The organism is Streptomyces sp. NPDC058812 (genome assembly GCF_042744565.1).
GTDB lineage: Bacteria > Actinomycetota > Actinomycetes > Streptomycetales > Streptomycetaceae > Streptomyces > Streptomyces thinghirensis.
The window spans coordinates 576,273-591,843 of sequence record NZ_JBHYOB010000002.1; the positions used below are offsets into that span (position 1 = coordinate 576,273).

Genomic DNA, 15,571 nt, shown 5'->3' on the forward strand with positions numbered 1-15,571 from the left:
CCTGCGTGCCCGCGTTGGCCTGCGCGCCCGTGCCGGTCTGCTCCATCGTGCCGGTCTGCTCCATCGTGCCGGCCCGCTCCATCGTGCCGGCCTGCTCCATCGTGTCGGCCTGCGCATCCGCGTCGGCCCGCGCGTCCGCCAGGCCGAACTCCTCCTGTGCCCGCTCCACCATCTTCCGGGCGTGCATCAGGCCGATCCTCTCCAGGACTCCGGCGAGCTCGGCCAGTTCGGCGGCCGTCTCGGTGCGGTCGCGGCCCAGCCGGGCCAGCGACTTGGCCAGGCCCAGCCGGGAGAGGGCCTCCCCGCGCGGCTCGCCCATGGCACGGAACTCCGCGAGGGCCTGCTCGTAGAGATCGCGGGCCTCGGCGTAACGCCCGGCGCGGTACAGGACGTTGCCGCGCATCTTGTGGTTGTAGGCCAGCGCGCCGGACAGCTTCATCGCCCGGCAGCCCGTCTCCGCCTCGGTGAGCAGGTCCAGTGCCCGCCCGGTGTCGCCGTCGCGCACCGAGACGACGTCGGCCAGTCCACGCAGCGCCCAGGCGTGGCCGCGCCGGTCCTCGGCCCGTGCGGCGATCCCCGCCGCCTCCTCGAACAGGGCGTACGCGCTGTCGTACGCGCCGGTGTTGCGGTGCATCTGTGCGATGCCCTCCAGCGCCCACACGGTGTGCCGTGCCTCGCCCCGCCGCCGCGCCTCGGCCAGCAACTGCTCGTGCAGCCGCCCGACGGCCTCGTAGTCACCCTGGATCCGTCCGGTCTCGGCCAGGCCCGCCAGCGAGTAGCCGCGGACGACGACGTCGCCGCCGCGTTCGCCGAGATCGGCCGCGAGCCCGAGCAGCCGCCGGGCCAGCCGGAGTGCACCGCGCTGCCGGGCCAGCGTCCCGCCGCTCCACAGCGCCCAGGCCATCGCCGCGGTGTCCCCGGCTTTGCGGGCCGCCCGGTAACTCGCCTTCCACGCCCGGTCGGCCTCCCCGACCCGGCCCAGCCGGCGCTGGGCCTCGGCCACCGCGAGCCCGGAGCGCGCCGCCTCGCCGTGCCGTCCCGCACGCTCGGCCGCCGCCAACTGCTCCGCGCCGGCGGCCAGGACATCGGTCAGTGACGAGTTGACGGAGAGGGCGGTGAGGGCGCCCTGGTACTCCGGGGCGAATGCCTTGCCGTACATGGATTCCTTTCGGTCCATACGCACAGGCGCGCGTACATCGTGGGCGAGCGCTCGGTCGCACTTCTATGCACTTCATGTATACGCGCTGTGTATAGTGCGTCGAAAACCGGCCCTGGCCACGTGGGGCGACCAGGGCGGCGTCACCTGTTGCCGATCAAGACGTCGACGGAGCGGACCGGGTTGCCTCAGTGCTGCTGCGTCTTCTGCGGCGTCACCTCACTCGGCCGTACGACGACGTAGCCCTGGCCCTGGAGATGCAGCTGCACGGCCTCGCCGGAACCGCCGCGCAGCATCGAGCCGATGGACTGCGAACGGTGCAGGGAGGTCGACAGCCCGGCGGACCAGCCGACGATCGCGTCGGTGTCGACGTAGACCGGGTACTGGGGCGAGACCGGAATGACCAGCGGGCTGCCGTCGCACACCAGCCCCAGCCTGCCGTGTCCCGTGAAGACGCTGTTGAACAGCCCGCCGCCGGTGATGCCCGCGCCCTTGACCGTGGCGATGCGGTACGACAACGAGGAGTCGAAACACAGGACGTTGCGGCCGTTGACCGTGAACTCGTCGCCGGGCTCCACCTCGACGATGAAGCAGTTCTGCGCCTCGTGCGCGAACCAGGCCTCGCCCTGTCCGCGCACCGCCATCAGGGGCAGCCCCTCCCCGGTGACCGCGCGCTTGAGCATGCCGCCCACGCCCTGGCCCTTGCGCTCGAACTGGAGGTTGCCGCGGTAGGCGACCATCGCACCCTGCCGGGCCAGCATGTCGCCGTTCACCGTGTAGCGGATGCACTTGGAATTCTCGACGGTCATGCCCGGCGCCGTGGCGGGCTGCACCATGTGCTCGCTGGAAAAGAGGTCACCCTTCATACGGGCATCCTGGCCCGGAGTGTCTCGTTCCGCCAAGATCGTGCGCCAGGAGACGTGTTCAGCCACCGAAGAGCTGGGTCCAGTACGTACCCGCCCGGCCGCCGCCGGCGAGGCCGATGCCGATGTGGGTGAAGTCGGTCTTGAGGATGTTGGCGCGGTGTCCGGGGCTGTTCATCCAGCCCTCCACCACGTCGGCGGGGGAACGCTGGCCACAGGCTATGTTCTCGCCGACCGTGCGCCGAGTGGCGCCCGCGGCGGCGGCCCGGTCCCAGGGCTTGCCGCCGTCCGGGTCGGTGTGCGAATAGAAGTCGCGGGCGACCATGTCCGCGCTGTGCGCCTGGGCCGCGTGGGCCAGCCGGGCGTCGACGGCCAGGGTGGGCAGGCCCGCCCTGATCCGCTCCCGGTTGGTGAGCTCGACGACCTCGGCCGTCGTACGGACCAGGCCGTCCGGGGTGAACGGTGCGGCCCACAGAGCGGTCCAGTACGTGTCGCCCGAGGGCCCGCCGGTGACGTACGCCCAACCGGTGTTCGTGAAGGCGGCGCCGTGCAGCGTGCGCCGGGTCCGCTCGGTGCGCAGGCAGTACGCGACGAACTCGGCGGGGGTGCGCGGGCCGGAGACCAGGTGCTCGCCGACGGTGAGATAGGCGTACCCGGCGGAGACGACGCGCTGGTGGACGGAGACGCCGTCCCGGGTCTCGACGCTCAGCGTGCCCGCGGCGGCCATGGCGGCGGCGTGGGCCCGGGCCGCGGAGACCAGGCGTGCGTCGGCGGCGACGGGGCCGGAACCGGCGGCGGTCCGGGCGGAGTTGACCAGGCCCAGAAAGCCGTCGGTGTCGGCGTGAGGTGGTGCGGAGGTGACGCGGGGCGCGGTCGGTGCCCGGTCGTCGGGCGCCGGGGCGTCGTCGATGACCTCCACCCCGAAGTCCCGGGCGAGACCGGCGAGTCCGTCGGCATACCCCTGCCCCAGAGCCCGCAGCTTCCAGACCTCGCCGCGCCGGTAGAACTCCGCGAGCAGCAGTACGGTCTCCTGCCGGGGGCGCGGCGGCGTGAACCGGGTCAGTGCCCGGCCGCGTGCGTCGCTGACGTGGAGCGTGGGGGAGGGGAGGACACCCAGGGCGGCCCCGGGGACCGAGGGGCTCACCGCCACCGTCACCCGGGTGGCACCGGGGCGCAGCCGTGAGGGGTCGACGGTGAGCGTGTCGTCCCGCAACCGGGCGCCGGGTGCCTCCGGCTGGTTGTAGAAGACGAAGTCGCCGTCACCGCCCACCTTGCCGCCGTCGTCCGTCACGAGCGCCGACACGTCGAAGGCGCCGGGCACCCGCACGCTCACGGGGCCGCCCGGCAGGGGGACGTTGCCCCCGGGGACCAAATCACTCATCGTGCCGCCTGTGTCGTGTTCCCGCTCCGGTAGGGGTGTCGGTGCCGGGTCAACGTCCGCCGGACACCGGGGGTTCCCGCGGAGGTCAGGTCGAAGTCGTCGGTTCCGGAGTGATCAGGCCCTGCCGGTAGGCGATCGCCACCGCCTCCGTGCGGCTCGCCGCCGCCAGCTTGGCCAGGATGTTGGAGACGTGGACGCTCGCCGTCTTGGCGCTGATGAACAACTCCTCGCCGATCTGGCGGTTGCTGCGGCCGAGGGCGAGGAGCCGCAGCACGTCCCGCTCACGGGCGGTGAGCACCGACGCACGGTCGCCGGCGGGCGCCGCGTCCGTCAGCCGGCCGCGGCGGACCAGGTCGTTCAGCCGCTCGCGCAGCAGCGTGGCGCCGAGCCGGTCGGCTTCCCGGCGCACGGTGTCGGCCTCGGCGGCCGCCTCCTCGCGGCGGTCGGCCGCCAGCAGGGACTCCGCCAGCCGCAGCCGGCACCGCGCGCGTTCGTAGGCGTCGCCGTACGCGAAGCCGGCCACCGCCTTCTCCCAGGACGCCGGGTCGGGCCCGGACCCGGCGATCCGGATGCCCTCCGCCTCCGCACGCGCCAGCCATGCCTGACCCTCCGGTCCCTGGGGTCTGTCGTCCTCCCCCTGACCGGCGGACGACCGGGCCCACTCCAGCAGCTCCGCCGCGGTGTCCGTCCAGCGGCGGACCCCCGCCCCGTCGCCGGCCCGGCGCAGGTCGACGACGGTGTCCGCGACCGCGGACAGCGCCAGGGCGGTGAGCCTGACGGTCACGGCCGGCCGCGGGATCGCGTCGTCGGAGAGTGCCTCGACGGTGGACCGCGCCCACCGCACCGCCTCCTCGGCGTCCCCGCGCAGCGCGGCGGCGTCGGTCAGCACGATGCCGGCGACCAGCGTGCCCATCCAGTCGAACGGTCCCTCCAGCATGGCGAGCGCGCGTTCCGCGGCCCCGGAGTCACCGCGCGCCAGCGCCACGTACAGACCGGGCCCGATGGCGTGACCGCCTGCGGCGGGCAGCACGCCGGCGGTGTCCGCCGCCCCGCGCACGCACTCGTCCCAGTGGCCCAGCGTGTACTGCACCAGCAGCCGCAGATACCGCATCTCCCGCGGATACGGCGAGGACAGCAGCCCGGAGCGGCGGGCCCGGTCCAGTCCCTCCGCCGCCCAGGGCAGGCACTCGTCCAGGTCACCGGACTCGAAACAGCCGATGGCGAGGTTGAACAACGCGCGCATCTCCACCGGCGCGTTGCCCGCCCGCCGCGCCAGCTCCCGCGCCTCCAGCAGCCGCTTGCGGCCCTGCGGAGTACTCCGGTTGCCGCCTTCGAGACTGGTGAGGGAGATCAGGAGGTCGGCGCGGGCGTCGGTGACCCCCAGGTCCTCCGCGACCCGCAGGGCCCGGCGCGCCACCCGCAGCGCCGTCTCGTTCTCCCCGACCTGGCGGGCCGCCATGACGTGCGTCGCCGCGGCCCACACCCACGTGGACGACGGCGGCTCGGCGGGGATCAGGCCGAGCGCCTCGCTGCTGTGGGCGAACGCGGCCGACAGGTTGTCGACGCTCAGCAGGTTCCCGGCGAGCGTGTAGCGGACGCGGGCGGCGAGCTCCAGGTCGGCGTCCTGGCCGAGGCCGGCCAGCGCGGACCGGGTGAGGGAGACCGCGCGGTGCAGCTCCCCGGCGTGCGCGGCGGCCGCCGAGGCGCGCAGCGTGAGCGTCACGGCGTCGGGCCCGGCGGGCCGTGCCGAGGCGTCGACCGCCGACCACAGGTCGAGGGCCGTCTCGACGTGCCGCAGCTCCTCGGCGGGCGCGCCGACGCGCTGCGCGTGGTCGGCGGCCTCCAGGGACGCGGCGAGCGCCTCGGGCAGGTCGTGGCTCTCGCGGTAGTGGTGGGCGCGCTCGGCCGCGCTGTCGGACCGGCGGTCCCGCGCGGCGAGCAGCCGGGCGAACGCGCCGTGCAGCCGGGCTCGTTCCCCCGGGAGCAGGTCGGCGTAGACGGCCTCCCGCGCGAGGGCGTGCCGGAAGGAGTAGGCGTCCCCGTCGCCGGAGACGAGCAACTGACGCTCCACCGCCTCGCGCAGCGCCGACTCCAGCTCCTCCTCGGGCAGCCCGACGGCGTCCCGCAGCAGGTCGTGTCCCACGCGGCGCCCGGCGACCGCGGCGGTGCGCAGCACCTGCTGGGCGGTCTCGGACAGCTGCTCGAAGCGGATGAGCAGGACGTCGGCCAGGCCGCTGGGCACACCCCCGGCGGGCGTGTCCGTGGCCGCGACCAGCTCCTCGGCGTAGAAGGCGTTGCCCTCGGCGCGTTCGACGATCCGGTGCACGGTGGTGTCCGGCAGCGGCAGGTCGCGCAGGGAGCGCACCAGCCGCGCCACGTCGGCGTCGGGCAGGGGCCGCAGTTCCAGCCGCTCCACGGCGGGCAGCCGTACCAGCTCGGCCAGCAGGGGCCGCAACGGGTGGCGGCGGTGCAGGTCGTCCGCCCGGTACGAGGCGAACACCGCGAGCCGCCCACCGGGCGCCCCGCCCGCCGGCCGCTGCGGGACTCCCCGGCTGAGCAGGAACCGCAGCAGGTCACGGGAGGACTGGTCGGCCCAGTGCAGGTCCTCCAGGACCAGCAGCAGCGGGGCGATGTCCGCCAGCTCGGTCAGCAGGGCGGCCACGCCCTCGAACAGCCGCAGCCGCGACCGCGTGGTGGCGCCCCCGTCACCCCCGTCGTCCGGACCGCCGCCGAGCAGCCGGTCGGCGACCGGATGCGCGGCCAGCACGGCGGTGAACCGCTCGTCGGCGGCCAGTACACCGAGGATCTCGGTGAACGGCAGATACGGCAGGCCCACGTCGCCCAGGTCGACGCAGTGCCCGGTGAGGACGATCGTCCCGGCCGAGGCGGCCCGCCCGGCGACCTCGTCCAGGGTCCGGGTCTTGCCGACCCCGGCGTCCCCGGCGATCAGCACGGCGCGGGCCTCACCGGAGCGGGCGCGCTCCAGTACGCCGGTGAGACGCGCGAGTTCGGCCTCGCGGCCGACGAGCGGGCTGGTGAAAGAGGTCTGCTGCACGATGCCCATCCTGGCACGCGGCTCCGACAGCCGAGCGCGGTCAAGGGCACCGAGCGGCGACGCCGGACCGCACCATCGGACCGCGTCGTCGGATCACGCCGTCGGGCCGCGCACCGGACGGCGCCGCCCGCCCGAGCCGCTGGACGGGACCCCGGGACCGCGCTGCCGAGCCGCGCCGTCGAGAGGCCCAGGCGTGTCCGTCGAGACGCCGGGCCGCGCGCTGAACGGGGGCGCCGGACCGAGCCGTTGGACGAGGGCCCTGGGGCCGCGTCGCCGGGACGCGCCGCCGAGCCGAGACGCCGCGCCGCCCAACGGCGGCGCCGGACCGGCCACCGTGCTCAGCGCCTCAGCGCCTCAGCGCCTCAGCGCCTCAGCGCCTCAGCGTCCGCGCCGAGTCCGCCGGGACCCGCCCCGCCGGCCCGGGAGAGGGCTGGTCCTCGGGACGGCTGCCCGGCGGGGCGGGTCCCGGCCCGGACTGCCGCACCTCGTTGGTCGCGTAGTCCCAGTACCAGTCCCCGCCCGGTTCGAAGCTCTGCACCACCGGATGCCCGGTGGACCGGTAATGACCGGTCGCGTGCTGTCCGGGCGAGCTGTCGCAGCAGCCGACGTGGCCGCAGCTCGCACAGCGCCGCAGATGGAACCACCAGCCCCCCACCGCGTCGCACTCGGCGCAGCCGGTGCCGCTGGGCAAGGCGGTGGGGTCGATTCCGGTGTCACTGGCCATGCCGGCTCCTCGGTCGGATCGGATTCGGCGGCGGTGAGCGGCAGGAGCACCTGGAAGCGGGTGTCACCCGGTACGGACTCCACCTGGAGCGTGCCGTGGTGCTTGTTGACCACGATCCGCCAGGAGATGTCCAGACCGAGCCCGGTGCCCTCGCCCAAAGAACCGTACGATCCGCGGCGAGCCGTAGTCGGCGAGGATCACGGCCACCAGGTCGCCGCGCAGCTTCGGTTCGCGCAGCGCCTCCAGAGCCGACTCGCCGGACTCCGCGCGCACGATCCGGTACGTGGCGCCGTAGCGCCGCAGGTCACGGGCGACGGCGCGGGAGACCCCCGGATCGTCGTCCACGGTCATGATGACGGGTCCGCGTCGCCCCGTCGGCCTGTGCCATGCGTCCCCCACGTCGAGCGGCCGGGTTCACGGCACGGCGTCCCCGTCACCGCACCGGCCCGCCGCCCATCGTATGTTCGATCGCCGGGCACCGCTCGGAGAGTCGAACGCCGCCCCGGGGGCGCAGCACGCGGACGCCCACTCCGAGATCATGAGGGAGCGTAGGGAAGACTGGCCCCATGGACGTGACCGCGACACAGGGAGGGACCCGCATGACGCGCCCGATCACGGCAGGGGTCGACGGTTCGGAGGAGAGCCTGGCCGCGCTGGCCTGGGCCGCGAGGGAGGCGGACCGCCGCGGAACACCGCTGCACGTCGTGCACGCCTGGCGGTTCCAGGCGCTGGACGCGGCCGACGCGGGGGACCGGGACGCGCAGGAGCGGTGGGGGCGGGACTCGGTCGCCGAGTCGGTCCGCACCGTCACCGAGCGGTACCCGGACCTCACGGTGTCCACCGAGGTCCGCGAGGCCGACGACGCCGTCGCCGTACTGCTCGCCGCCGCGGCCGACGCCGAGACGCTGGTGCTCGGCTCGCGCGGCCACGGGGCGGTCGTCGGCTTCCTGCTCGGCTCCGTGGGCCAGCAGGTGATCGCCGAGGCGAACCGGCCCGTCGTCCTGGTACGCGCCGGGGAGGAGGCCGCGACCGGGGCCGCCGGCCGCGAGGTCGTCGTGGGGCAGCAGGGGGAGCCGGAGGACAGTGCCGACGTGATCGGCTTCGCCTTCGAGGCGGCCGCCGCCCGCGGTGCCACCGTGCGTGCCGTCCGGGCCTGGGCCCTGCCGACGGTGTTCACCTACAGTCCGGGCTCGATGCGGCTCGCCGACGAGGCCGGGGGCCTGGAGCAGTACGAGAGGAAGGCGCTCGGCGAGGCGCTCGGACCGTGGCGCGAGCGCTACCCCGACGTCCCGGTGATCGAGCACGTGGAGATGGGCAGCGCGGGGCAGGTGCTGCTGTCGGTGGCCGCGGGCGCCCAGCTGGTGGTCGTCGGCCGCCGCGCCCGCCGTACGGCCGTCGGCGCCCGGATCGGCTCGGTGGCGCACGGCGTGCTGCACCACGCGGACTGCCCGGTGGCGGTGGTCCCGCACACGTGACGGGCCGGTACACCGCTCAGTCCGCCGTGGGCTGCAAGGTCTCCCGGGCCTTGGGCAGGATGTTCTCGATGTAGTCGGCGACGGCCGTGTCGAGGCCGATGTCGTGCTGGGCCCGCTCGGACAGGTACCAGCGGTGCTCCAGCAGCTCGTGGTAGATCTCGGCCGGGTCCATCGCGCCGCGCAGCTCCACCGGCACCGCCCGCACGGTGGGCCGGAAGACCTCGCGCACCCAGCGGTGGGCGAGGACCTCCGGGCGGGCACCGAGGGGGTCGCCCGGGGCGTAGTCGTCCTGGGTGGCCATCCAGCTCTCCAGGTCGTTGAGCAGCCGCCTGGCCTGGTTCTCCTCGGCGTCCAGGCCCGTCAGCCGCAACAGCTGGCGCTGGTGGTGGCCCGCGTCGACGACCTTGGGGACGAAGGTGACCGTGTCGCCGTTGGACGCGTGCTCGATCTGCATCTCGGCCACGTCGAAGCCGAGATCGTTGAGCCGCCGGATCCGGCGCTCGATGTAGTGGTACTTGCCCGCCGGATAGACGGAGGTGCGGGTCAGCTCCTGCCACAGGCTCCGGTAGCGGGCGCAGATCTCCATGCCGAAGTCGATCGGGTCGACGGAGGGGTGGAGAGCCCCCGACGCCTCCAGGTCCAGCAGCTCACCGCTGATGTTCACCCGGGCGAGGTCGAGGTCGTAGTCGCGCTGCCCGGAGCTGAGCCGAGGATGCAGCTCCCCGGTCTCGGCGTCCACCAGGTACGCGGCGTAGGCGCCCGCGTCGCGCCGGAAGAGTGTGTTGGACAGCGAGCAGTCGCCCCAGGCGAACCCGGCCAGGTGCAGCCGGACCAGCAGCACGGCCAGGGCGTCCATCAGACGGTGCATGGTCGCCGGGCGCAGTGTCGTCTCGAACATCGACCGGTACGGCAGCGAGCCGCCGAGGTGCCGGGTGATCAGCACCGGCTCCAGCGCCTCGCCGGCGGTGCCGGTGCGGCCGGTGACCACGGCCAGCGCGTCCACCGCGGGGATGGCGAGCCGGTCCAGGTCGCGCAGCAGCTGGTACTCGCGCAGCGCGGGCCGTTCGGCCAGTTCCTTGACGGCGATCACCTCGTCCCCGGCCCGGGCGTAGCGGACGACGTGCCGGGAGATACCGCGGGGCAGCGGCACGAGGTACTCCTCGGGCCACTCCTCCAGCGGCGTCTGCCACGGCAGTTCGAGCAGGAGCGCGGGGTGCTCCGGATTGGTGGCGCTGATCTGCAAGGCCATGCCCCGACTCTAGAGCGCCCGTTCCCGGGCCTGTCGCGCGGCTTCCTTCACGGGGCCGCGGTGGACGGGGCCGTGCCCGGGCAGCAGGACGTCGCCGTCCAGCCTCGCCAGGACGTCGAGGGAGGCCACGGTGCGTGCCCGGTCGTGGTGGAACATGCCGGGCAGCAGCTGCGGTCCCGTGAGCCGGGAGGTGGCGTGCCCGCTCACCAGCGCGTCGCCGGAGATCACCACGCCGGCGTCGGGGAGGTGGTAGGCGCAGTGCCCGTCGGTGTGTCCGGGGGTGTGCACCGGCACGGGCCGGCCGGGAAGGTCCAGGGCGCCGTCGGTCGGGAAGGGCTCCGGCGCGGTCACCGGGTGCTGTTCGGTGCCGCCGGAGCGGAGCACGTGCACCGCCCAGCGCAGTACGCCCGGCCGCCAGGCGTTGCCGAGGACCGTGCCGACCGACACCTGCTGGAGGAAGTCCCGCCGGACGTGGGGCACTTCGGCCTCGTGGAGGAGCACCGGGGTGCCGTGGGCGGTGCGCAGGTACTCGGCCGAGCCCAGGTGGTCGTTGTGCGCGTGGGTGATCAGCACGGCCTCGACCGCCTCGGGCGAGCTCCCGACGGCGGCCAGGGAGCCGAGCAGGCGCTGCCGGTCGCCGGGGTAGCCGGTGTCGACCAGGGTCACCGCATCGCCGTCGGTGAGCAGGACCCAGTTGGTGTTGCCGCCGTGCACCAGGTAGGTGTCGTCGGCGACTTGCCGCACGTCCGCGCGCATGGTGGTCTCCCGCCTTCCGGGTGGTTGCCCGACAGGACAGCCAACCAGACCCGGCACGCGGAAGGCCGCCCGGCCTCAGCGCACGCCGTGCGGGCGGAACTGGACGCTGATGCGTGGGCCCGCCGCGCGGGTGGTCTTGGGGACGCAGTGCTCCCAGGTGCGCTGGCAGGAGCCGCCCATCACGATCAGGTCGCCGTGGCCCAGCGGCCGGCGCACCGTGTCACCGCCCCCGCCCGCCGGGCGCAGCAGCAGGTCGCGGGGCGCGCCGACGGAGAGGATGGCGACCATCGTGTCCTGGCGCGCGCCCCTTCCGATCCGGTCGCCGTGCCAGGCGACGCTGTCCCGGCCGTCGCGGTAGTGGCACAGGCCGGCGGTGGTGAACGGCTCGCCCAGCTCTTGGGCGTAGTGCGCGGACAGCGCGTCGCGCGCCTCGGTCAGCAGCGGGTGCGGCAGCGGGTCGCCCGCGCCGTAGAACGCGAGCAGGCGGGGTACGTCGACCACCTGGTCGTACATGGCCCGCTGCTCCGCGCGCCACGGGACGTCGGTGGCCAGCCGCTCGAACAGCGCGTCGGCGCCGCAGAGCCACCCGGGGAGCAGGTCGATCCAGGCCCCGGAGCCCAGGTGGGTGCGGTGCAGCCCGGCGAGCGGGCCGAGCCGGGCCTCGTCCGTCTGGTCGAAGAGCGATCCCTGGAGGTGCGTGGTCATGGCGCCAGCGTACTCCTCATTCGAAAATGTGTTCTATGTGGGTCGCGCGCCGTGTCACACGTCTTCGGATACGCCGGTGTATCCGATACATTCACGAATCGAACGGAGGAGGTCCGGAGACGGTGGTGAGGGCGACGGCCGGACGCGTGACCAGGCGCCGCGCGCGCACCCGCGCGAACCTCCTGGACGCGGCCTTCGCGGTGTTCGGCGCCAAGGGGTTCGGCCGGGTGTCGATCGAGGAGGTCTGCGAGGCCGCCGGATACAGCCGGGGCGCCTTCTACTCGAACTTCGACAGCCTCGACGAGTTGTTCTTCGCCCTCTACCGCGAACGGGCCGACCTGATCGCGGAGCAGGTGTCCGGCGCCCTCGCGCTGGACGGTCCGGACCTGGACGTCCCCGCCGCCGTGGACCGCGTCACCGAGGTGCTCCTCCTGGACCGGGACTGGCTCCTGGTGAAGACGGACTTCCTGGTGCATGCCGCCCGCGACCCGGCCGTGGCGCGGACTCTGCTGGAGCACCGGGCACGGCTCAGACGCGCGATCGCCGACCGGCTCGCCGGTGCGCGCGGGCACTCGTCCCTGCCCGCCGTGCTGGGCGACGCCGACGGCGCCGCGCACGCCGTGGTCGCCGCGTACGACGGAGTCACCACCCAACTGCTCCTGGACCGGGACGTCGAGCACGCCCGCGCCTGGCTGGGACAGCTGCTCACCGCCCTGCTCACCGAGAGCGGAAGCACCACTTGAACCCCCATGACACGGAACAGGAAGGGACGGTCGCCATGGATGCCGACGTCATCGTGGTCGGAGCGGGCCTGGCGGGCCTGGTCGCGGCCCACGAGCTGACCAGCCGGGGCAGGAGGGTCGCCCTCGTCGACCAGGAGAACGCGGCGAACCTCGGCGGACAGGCCTTCTGGTCCTTCGGCGGCCTCTTCCTCGTGGATTCCCCCGAGCAGCGCCGCCTCGGCGTCAAGGACTCCTTCGACCTGGCCTGGAACGACTGGCAGGGCAGCGCGGGCTTCGACCGGACGGAGGACGAGGACTCCTGGGCGGTGCGCTGGGCCCGGGCGTACGTCGAGTGGGCGGCGGGGGAGAAGCGGTCCTGGCTCGCCGGACACGGCATCAGCTTCCTGCCCACCGTCGGCTGGGCCGAGCGCGGCGACCTCAGTGCCGGCGGGCACGGCAATTCCGTGCCCCGCTTCCACATCGCCTGGGGCACCGGCACGGGCGTCGTCGAGCCGTTCGTGAACTACGCCAAGCAGGCCGTGCGCGACGGACTCCTCACCCTCCACCACCGCCATCGCGTCGACCACCTGGTCGTCGAGGACGGCACCGCGCGCGGCGTGCGCGGCACGGTACTGGCCGAGGACCACGCGCCCCGCGGCGTCGCCTCCAGCCGCGACGCCATCGGCGAGTTCGAACTCACCGCCCAGGCCGTGATCGTCACCTCCGGAGGCATCGGCGCCGACCACGACATCGTCCGCCGCCACTGGCCCGAGCGGCTCGGCACCGCGCCCGCCGAGATGGTCACCGGCGTCCCCGCCTACGTCGACGGGCGGATGCTCGGCATCAGCGCCGCGGCGGGCGCACGCCTGGTCAACCGCGACCGGATGTGGCACTACACCGAGGGCGTGCGCAACTGGGACCCGATCTGGCCCGGCCACGGCATCCGCATCCTGCCCGGACCGTCCTCGATGTGGTTCGACGCCCTCGGCCGCCGCCTGCCCGAGCCCTGCCTGCCCGGCTACGACACCCTCGGCACCCTCCGGCACCTGCGCACGGCCGAGGACCTCGCGGGCCACGACCACTCCTGGTTCATCCTCACCCAGAAGATCATCGAGAAGGAGTTCGCGCTCTCCGGCTCCGAGCAGAACCCGGACATCACCGCCAAGGACCGCGCCAGATTCCTGCGCGAACGCGTCCTCGGCAAGGGCGCGCCGGGCCCGGTGGACGCCTTCCTGCGCAAGGGCGCCGATTTCGTGTCCGCGCCGAACCTGGAGCAACTGGTCGCCAGAATGAACGGGCTGACCGACAAGCCGCTCCTGGACGCCGCCGCGGTCCGACGCCAGATCGAGGCCCGCGACCTCCAGATGGCCAACCCCTACGCCAAGGACGCCCAGGTCCAGGGCATCCGCAACGCCCGCCGGTACATCGGCGACCGACTCGGCCGGGTCGCCACGCCGCACCGCATCCTCGACCCGGCGGCGGGCCCGCTGATCGGGGTCAAGCTGCACGTCCTCACGCGCAAGACCCTCGGCGGCATCCAGACCGACCTCGACTCCCGCGCCCTCGGCGCCGACGGCACACCCGTCGAGGGCCTGTACGCGGCCGGTGAGGTGGCCGGCTTCGGCGGCGGCGGGGTGCACGGCTACAACGCGCTGGAGGGCACCTTCCTCGGCGGTTGCCTGTTCTCCGGGCGGGCGGCGGGCCGGGCCGCGGCGCGGCAGGCCGGCTGAGCGAGGGACGCGACTCGCCGGCTACCCCGTCTCCTCACGCCTCGTCGAGGAGGCGGAGGAGCACGGCGGCATGGCTCTCCTCGGGCGACTTGGACGCCGTGAGCAGGGTCACGTCCCCCTCGCGCGCCAGTTCCCGTACGCGGTCGAGGAGTTCGGTCGCCTCCGGCGCGGCCAGCTCGGCCTCGTACCGCTCGGCGAACTCCTCGTAGGAGCCGTCACCCGCGTGGTACCAGCGGCGCAGCTCGGTCGACGGGGTGAGCCCTTTGGGCCACTCGTCCACGTGCGCGGCGTCCTTGGCCATGCCGCGCGGCCACAGCCGGTCCACCAGGACGCGCACGCCGTCATCCGGCTCGGGCGGGTCGTAGACGCGGTGCACACGTACGCTCATGGCTGGTCCCTTCCGGGGCGGTGCTGTCGCGAACCCACGTCCGGGCGCCGAAGGCGACGCGGCCGCACCGGGATCAGCCGGACCTCCTGCGCACGGCCTCGCGCCGCTTGAGCGCACGGCGTTCCAACTCACTGGTGCCGCCCCAGACGCCGATGGACTGCCCCGTGTCGAGTGCCCATCGCAGACACTGCTCCTGGACCGGACAGCGCCGGCAGACCGTCTTCGCCTGCTCGGTCTGCAACGCGGCCGGGCCGGTGGTGCCGATCGGGAAGAACAGGTCGGGGTCCTCCGTGCGGCACGCGGCGTGCTCTCGCCAGTTGTCCATCAAAGTCACCTGCGATCGGTATCGTTCGCGCCCTCGTGAATGCATTACTCCGTTGCGGGTGACCTGTCGACAGCGGAGTGAAACCGGCTCCGCGCCTTCGGTCGTGCCGTCGTGCCTACCTCCGCAGCGCCTCCAGCGCCGCCGCCACCACCGCCTCGGCCACCGTCGCCAGCGCCGGGGAGTCGAGCTTCCACTGCTGCCAGTACAGCGGGACGTCCACCGCCAGATCCGGGGCGAACTCGACGAGCCGCCCGTCGCGCAGCAGCGGCTCCGCCTGCGGTTCGGGCACCATGCCCCAGCCCAGACCGGCGGCGACCGACTCGACGAAGCCCTCCGAGGTCGGCACGTAGTGCCGCGCGGAACTCGCGCCGTCGTGACCGAGGCGTCGCGCGAAGCCGTCCTGGAAGTCGTCCCGCCGGTCGAAGAACACCACCGGCGCCTCGGCGAGCGACTCCCGCAGCGGTCCGTCCAGATGCCGCTCGGCGAAACCGGGGCCGGCGCAGGGGAGGTACCGCATCCGGCCCAGGTAGCGGACGGTGCAGCCGGGAACGGGGTCGGGCGACGAGGTCACCGCCGCCATGACCACGCCCTCCCGCAGCAGGGTCGCCGTGTGGTCCTCGTCCTCGCGGCGCAGTTCGAAACAGAGCTGCGGCTCCCGGGGCACCCGCGTGAGGGCGCCCAGGAACCAGGTCGCGAGCGAGTCGGCGTTGACGGCGACCGAGACCCGCGTCGGTTCCCCGGCCCCGCTCAGCCCCAGCTCGGCGTACGCGTCCCGCTCCAGCCGGGCCACCTGGCGGGCCAGGCGCACCAGCACCGCGCCCGAATCCGTCGGCCGCACCGGCTTGGTGCGCAGCAGCAGCACCCGGCCGGTGCGCTGCTCCAGCGCCTTCACCCGCTGGCTGACCGCGGACGGCGTCACGTGCAGCGCCGCGGCGGCCGCGTCGAAGGTGCCCTCGTCCACCACGGCCAGCAGGGTCCGTACCTGGTCGAGCGGAAGATCCGCGAAGGCGGACGTGGTCATTCCCATCGTGCCTGTCATCCC

General features: G+C 74.0%; 13 protein-coding genes and 3 pseudogenes. 3 read left to right on the plus strand and 13 right to left on the minus strand.

Annotated features, from left to right (window positions below):
• Window positions 1-139: 139 nt before the first annotated feature.
• The 7 genes and pseudogenes from ACFW48_RS06680 to ACFW48_RS06710 all read right to left on the minus strand — a co-directional run.
• Window positions 140-1,159: pseudogene (locus ACFW48_RS06680) on the minus strand (tetratricopeptide repeat protein); the annotation flags it as partial.
• Between the two features lie 185 nt (window positions 1,160-1,344).
• Window positions 1,345-2,022, minus strand: coding sequence for an AIM24 family protein (locus tag ACFW48_RS06685; protein WP_386311032.1), 678 nt, complete (start codon window positions 2,020-2,022; stop codon window positions 1,345-1,347).
• 58 nt (window positions 2,023-2,080) lie between these two features.
• Complete coding sequence (locus ACFW48_RS06690) at window positions 2,081-3,400, minus strand: CAP domain-containing protein (RefSeq protein ID WP_386311034.1); 1,320 nt, start codon at window positions 3,398-3,400, stop codon at window positions 2,081-2,083.
• Window positions 3,401-3,485: 85 nt separating this feature from the next.
• Window positions 3,486-6,464 (minus strand): AAA family ATPase, encoded by a 2,979-nt coding sequence (locus ACFW48_RS06695; protein WP_386311036.1) that lies wholly within the window; start codon window positions 6,462-6,464, stop codon window positions 3,486-3,488.
• A gap of 361 nt (window positions 6,465-6,825) precedes the next feature.
• Window positions 6,826-7,179: a UBP-type zinc finger domain-containing protein gene (locus ACFW48_RS06700; protein WP_386311037.1), complete on the minus strand. Its 354-nt coding sequence runs from the start codon at window positions 7,177-7,179 to the stop codon at window positions 6,826-6,828.
• Between the two features lie 2 nt (window positions 7,180-7,181).
• Window positions 7,182-7,337: pseudogene (locus ACFW48_RS06705) on the minus strand (ATP-binding protein); the annotation flags it as partial.
• Window positions 7,338-7,347: 10 nt separating this feature from the next.
• A pseudogene (locus ACFW48_RS06710) lies at window positions 7,348-7,567 on the minus strand (fused response regulator/thioredoxin-disulfide reductase); the annotation flags it as partial.
• A 211-nt stretch (window positions 7,568-7,778) separates the two neighbouring features.
• Between ACFW48_RS06710 and ACFW48_RS06715 the strand changes: the two are divergent.
• Entirely contained in the window at window positions 7,779-8,654 is an 876-nt protein-coding gene (locus ACFW48_RS06715; protein WP_386311038.1) for a universal stress protein, read from the plus strand.
• Window positions 8,655-8,670: 16 nt separating this feature from the next.
• On the opposite strand, the gene ACFW48_RS06720 is transcribed toward ACFW48_RS06715, so the two are convergent.
• The 3 genes from ACFW48_RS06720 to ACFW48_RS06730 form a co-directional block, all read right to left on the minus strand.
• A complete protein-coding gene (locus tag ACFW48_RS06720; protein WP_386311040.1) occupies window positions 8,671-9,903 on the minus strand; it encodes a DUF4032 domain-containing protein in 1,233 nt (410 codons plus the stop codon).
• 9 nt (window positions 9,904-9,912) lie between these two features.
• Window positions 9,913-10,659, minus strand: coding sequence for an MBL fold metallo-hydrolase (locus ACFW48_RS06725; RefSeq protein WP_386311041.1), 747 nt, complete (start codon window positions 10,657-10,659; stop codon window positions 9,913-9,915).
• Window positions 10,660-10,734: 75 nt separating this feature from the next.
• Window positions 10,735-11,364: an alpha-ketoglutarate-dependent dioxygenase AlkB gene (locus ACFW48_RS06730; protein ID WP_386311042.1), complete on the minus strand. Its 630-nt coding sequence runs from the start codon at window positions 11,362-11,364 to the stop codon at window positions 10,735-10,737.
• Between the two features lie 146 nt (window positions 11,365-11,510).
• Here ACFW48_RS06730 and ACFW48_RS06735 point away from each other — a divergent pair, with 146 nt between their 5' ends.
• Both ACFW48_RS06735 and ACFW48_RS06740 read left to right on the plus strand, forming a co-directional pair.
• A complete protein-coding gene (locus ACFW48_RS06735; RefSeq protein ID WP_386311044.1) occupies window positions 11,511-12,107 on the plus strand; it encodes a TetR/AcrR family transcriptional regulator in 597 nt (198 codons plus the stop codon).
• Window positions 12,108-12,142: 35 nt separating this feature from the next.
• Window positions 12,143-13,816 (plus strand): FAD-binding dehydrogenase, encoded by a 1,674-nt coding sequence (locus ACFW48_RS06740; RefSeq protein ID WP_386311045.1) that lies wholly within the window; start codon window positions 12,143-12,145, stop codon window positions 13,814-13,816.
• Window positions 13,817-13,850: 34 nt separating this feature from the next.
• Here the strand turns inward: ACFW48_RS06740 and ACFW48_RS06745 are convergent, their stop codons facing one another.
• The 3 genes from ACFW48_RS06745 to ACFW48_RS06755 form a co-directional block, all read right to left on the minus strand.
• Window positions 13,851-14,204: a DUF488 domain-containing protein gene (locus tag ACFW48_RS06745; protein ID WP_386311047.1), complete on the minus strand. Its 354-nt coding sequence runs from the start codon at window positions 14,202-14,204 to the stop codon at window positions 13,851-13,853.
• A 73-nt stretch (window positions 14,205-14,277) separates the two neighbouring features.
• Window positions 14,278-14,529, minus strand: a complete 252-nt coding sequence (locus ACFW48_RS06750; protein ID WP_386311048.1) for a WhiB family transcriptional regulator — start codon at window positions 14,527-14,529, stop codon at window positions 14,278-14,280.
• Between the two features lie 115 nt (window positions 14,530-14,644).
• On the minus strand, window positions 14,645-15,550 hold the full coding sequence (locus ACFW48_RS06755; RefSeq protein ID WP_386311049.1) for a LysR family transcriptional regulator ArgP: 906 nt from the start codon (window positions 15,548-15,550) through the stop codon (window positions 14,645-14,647).
• Between the last annotated feature and the right edge of the window lie 21 nt (window positions 15,551-15,571).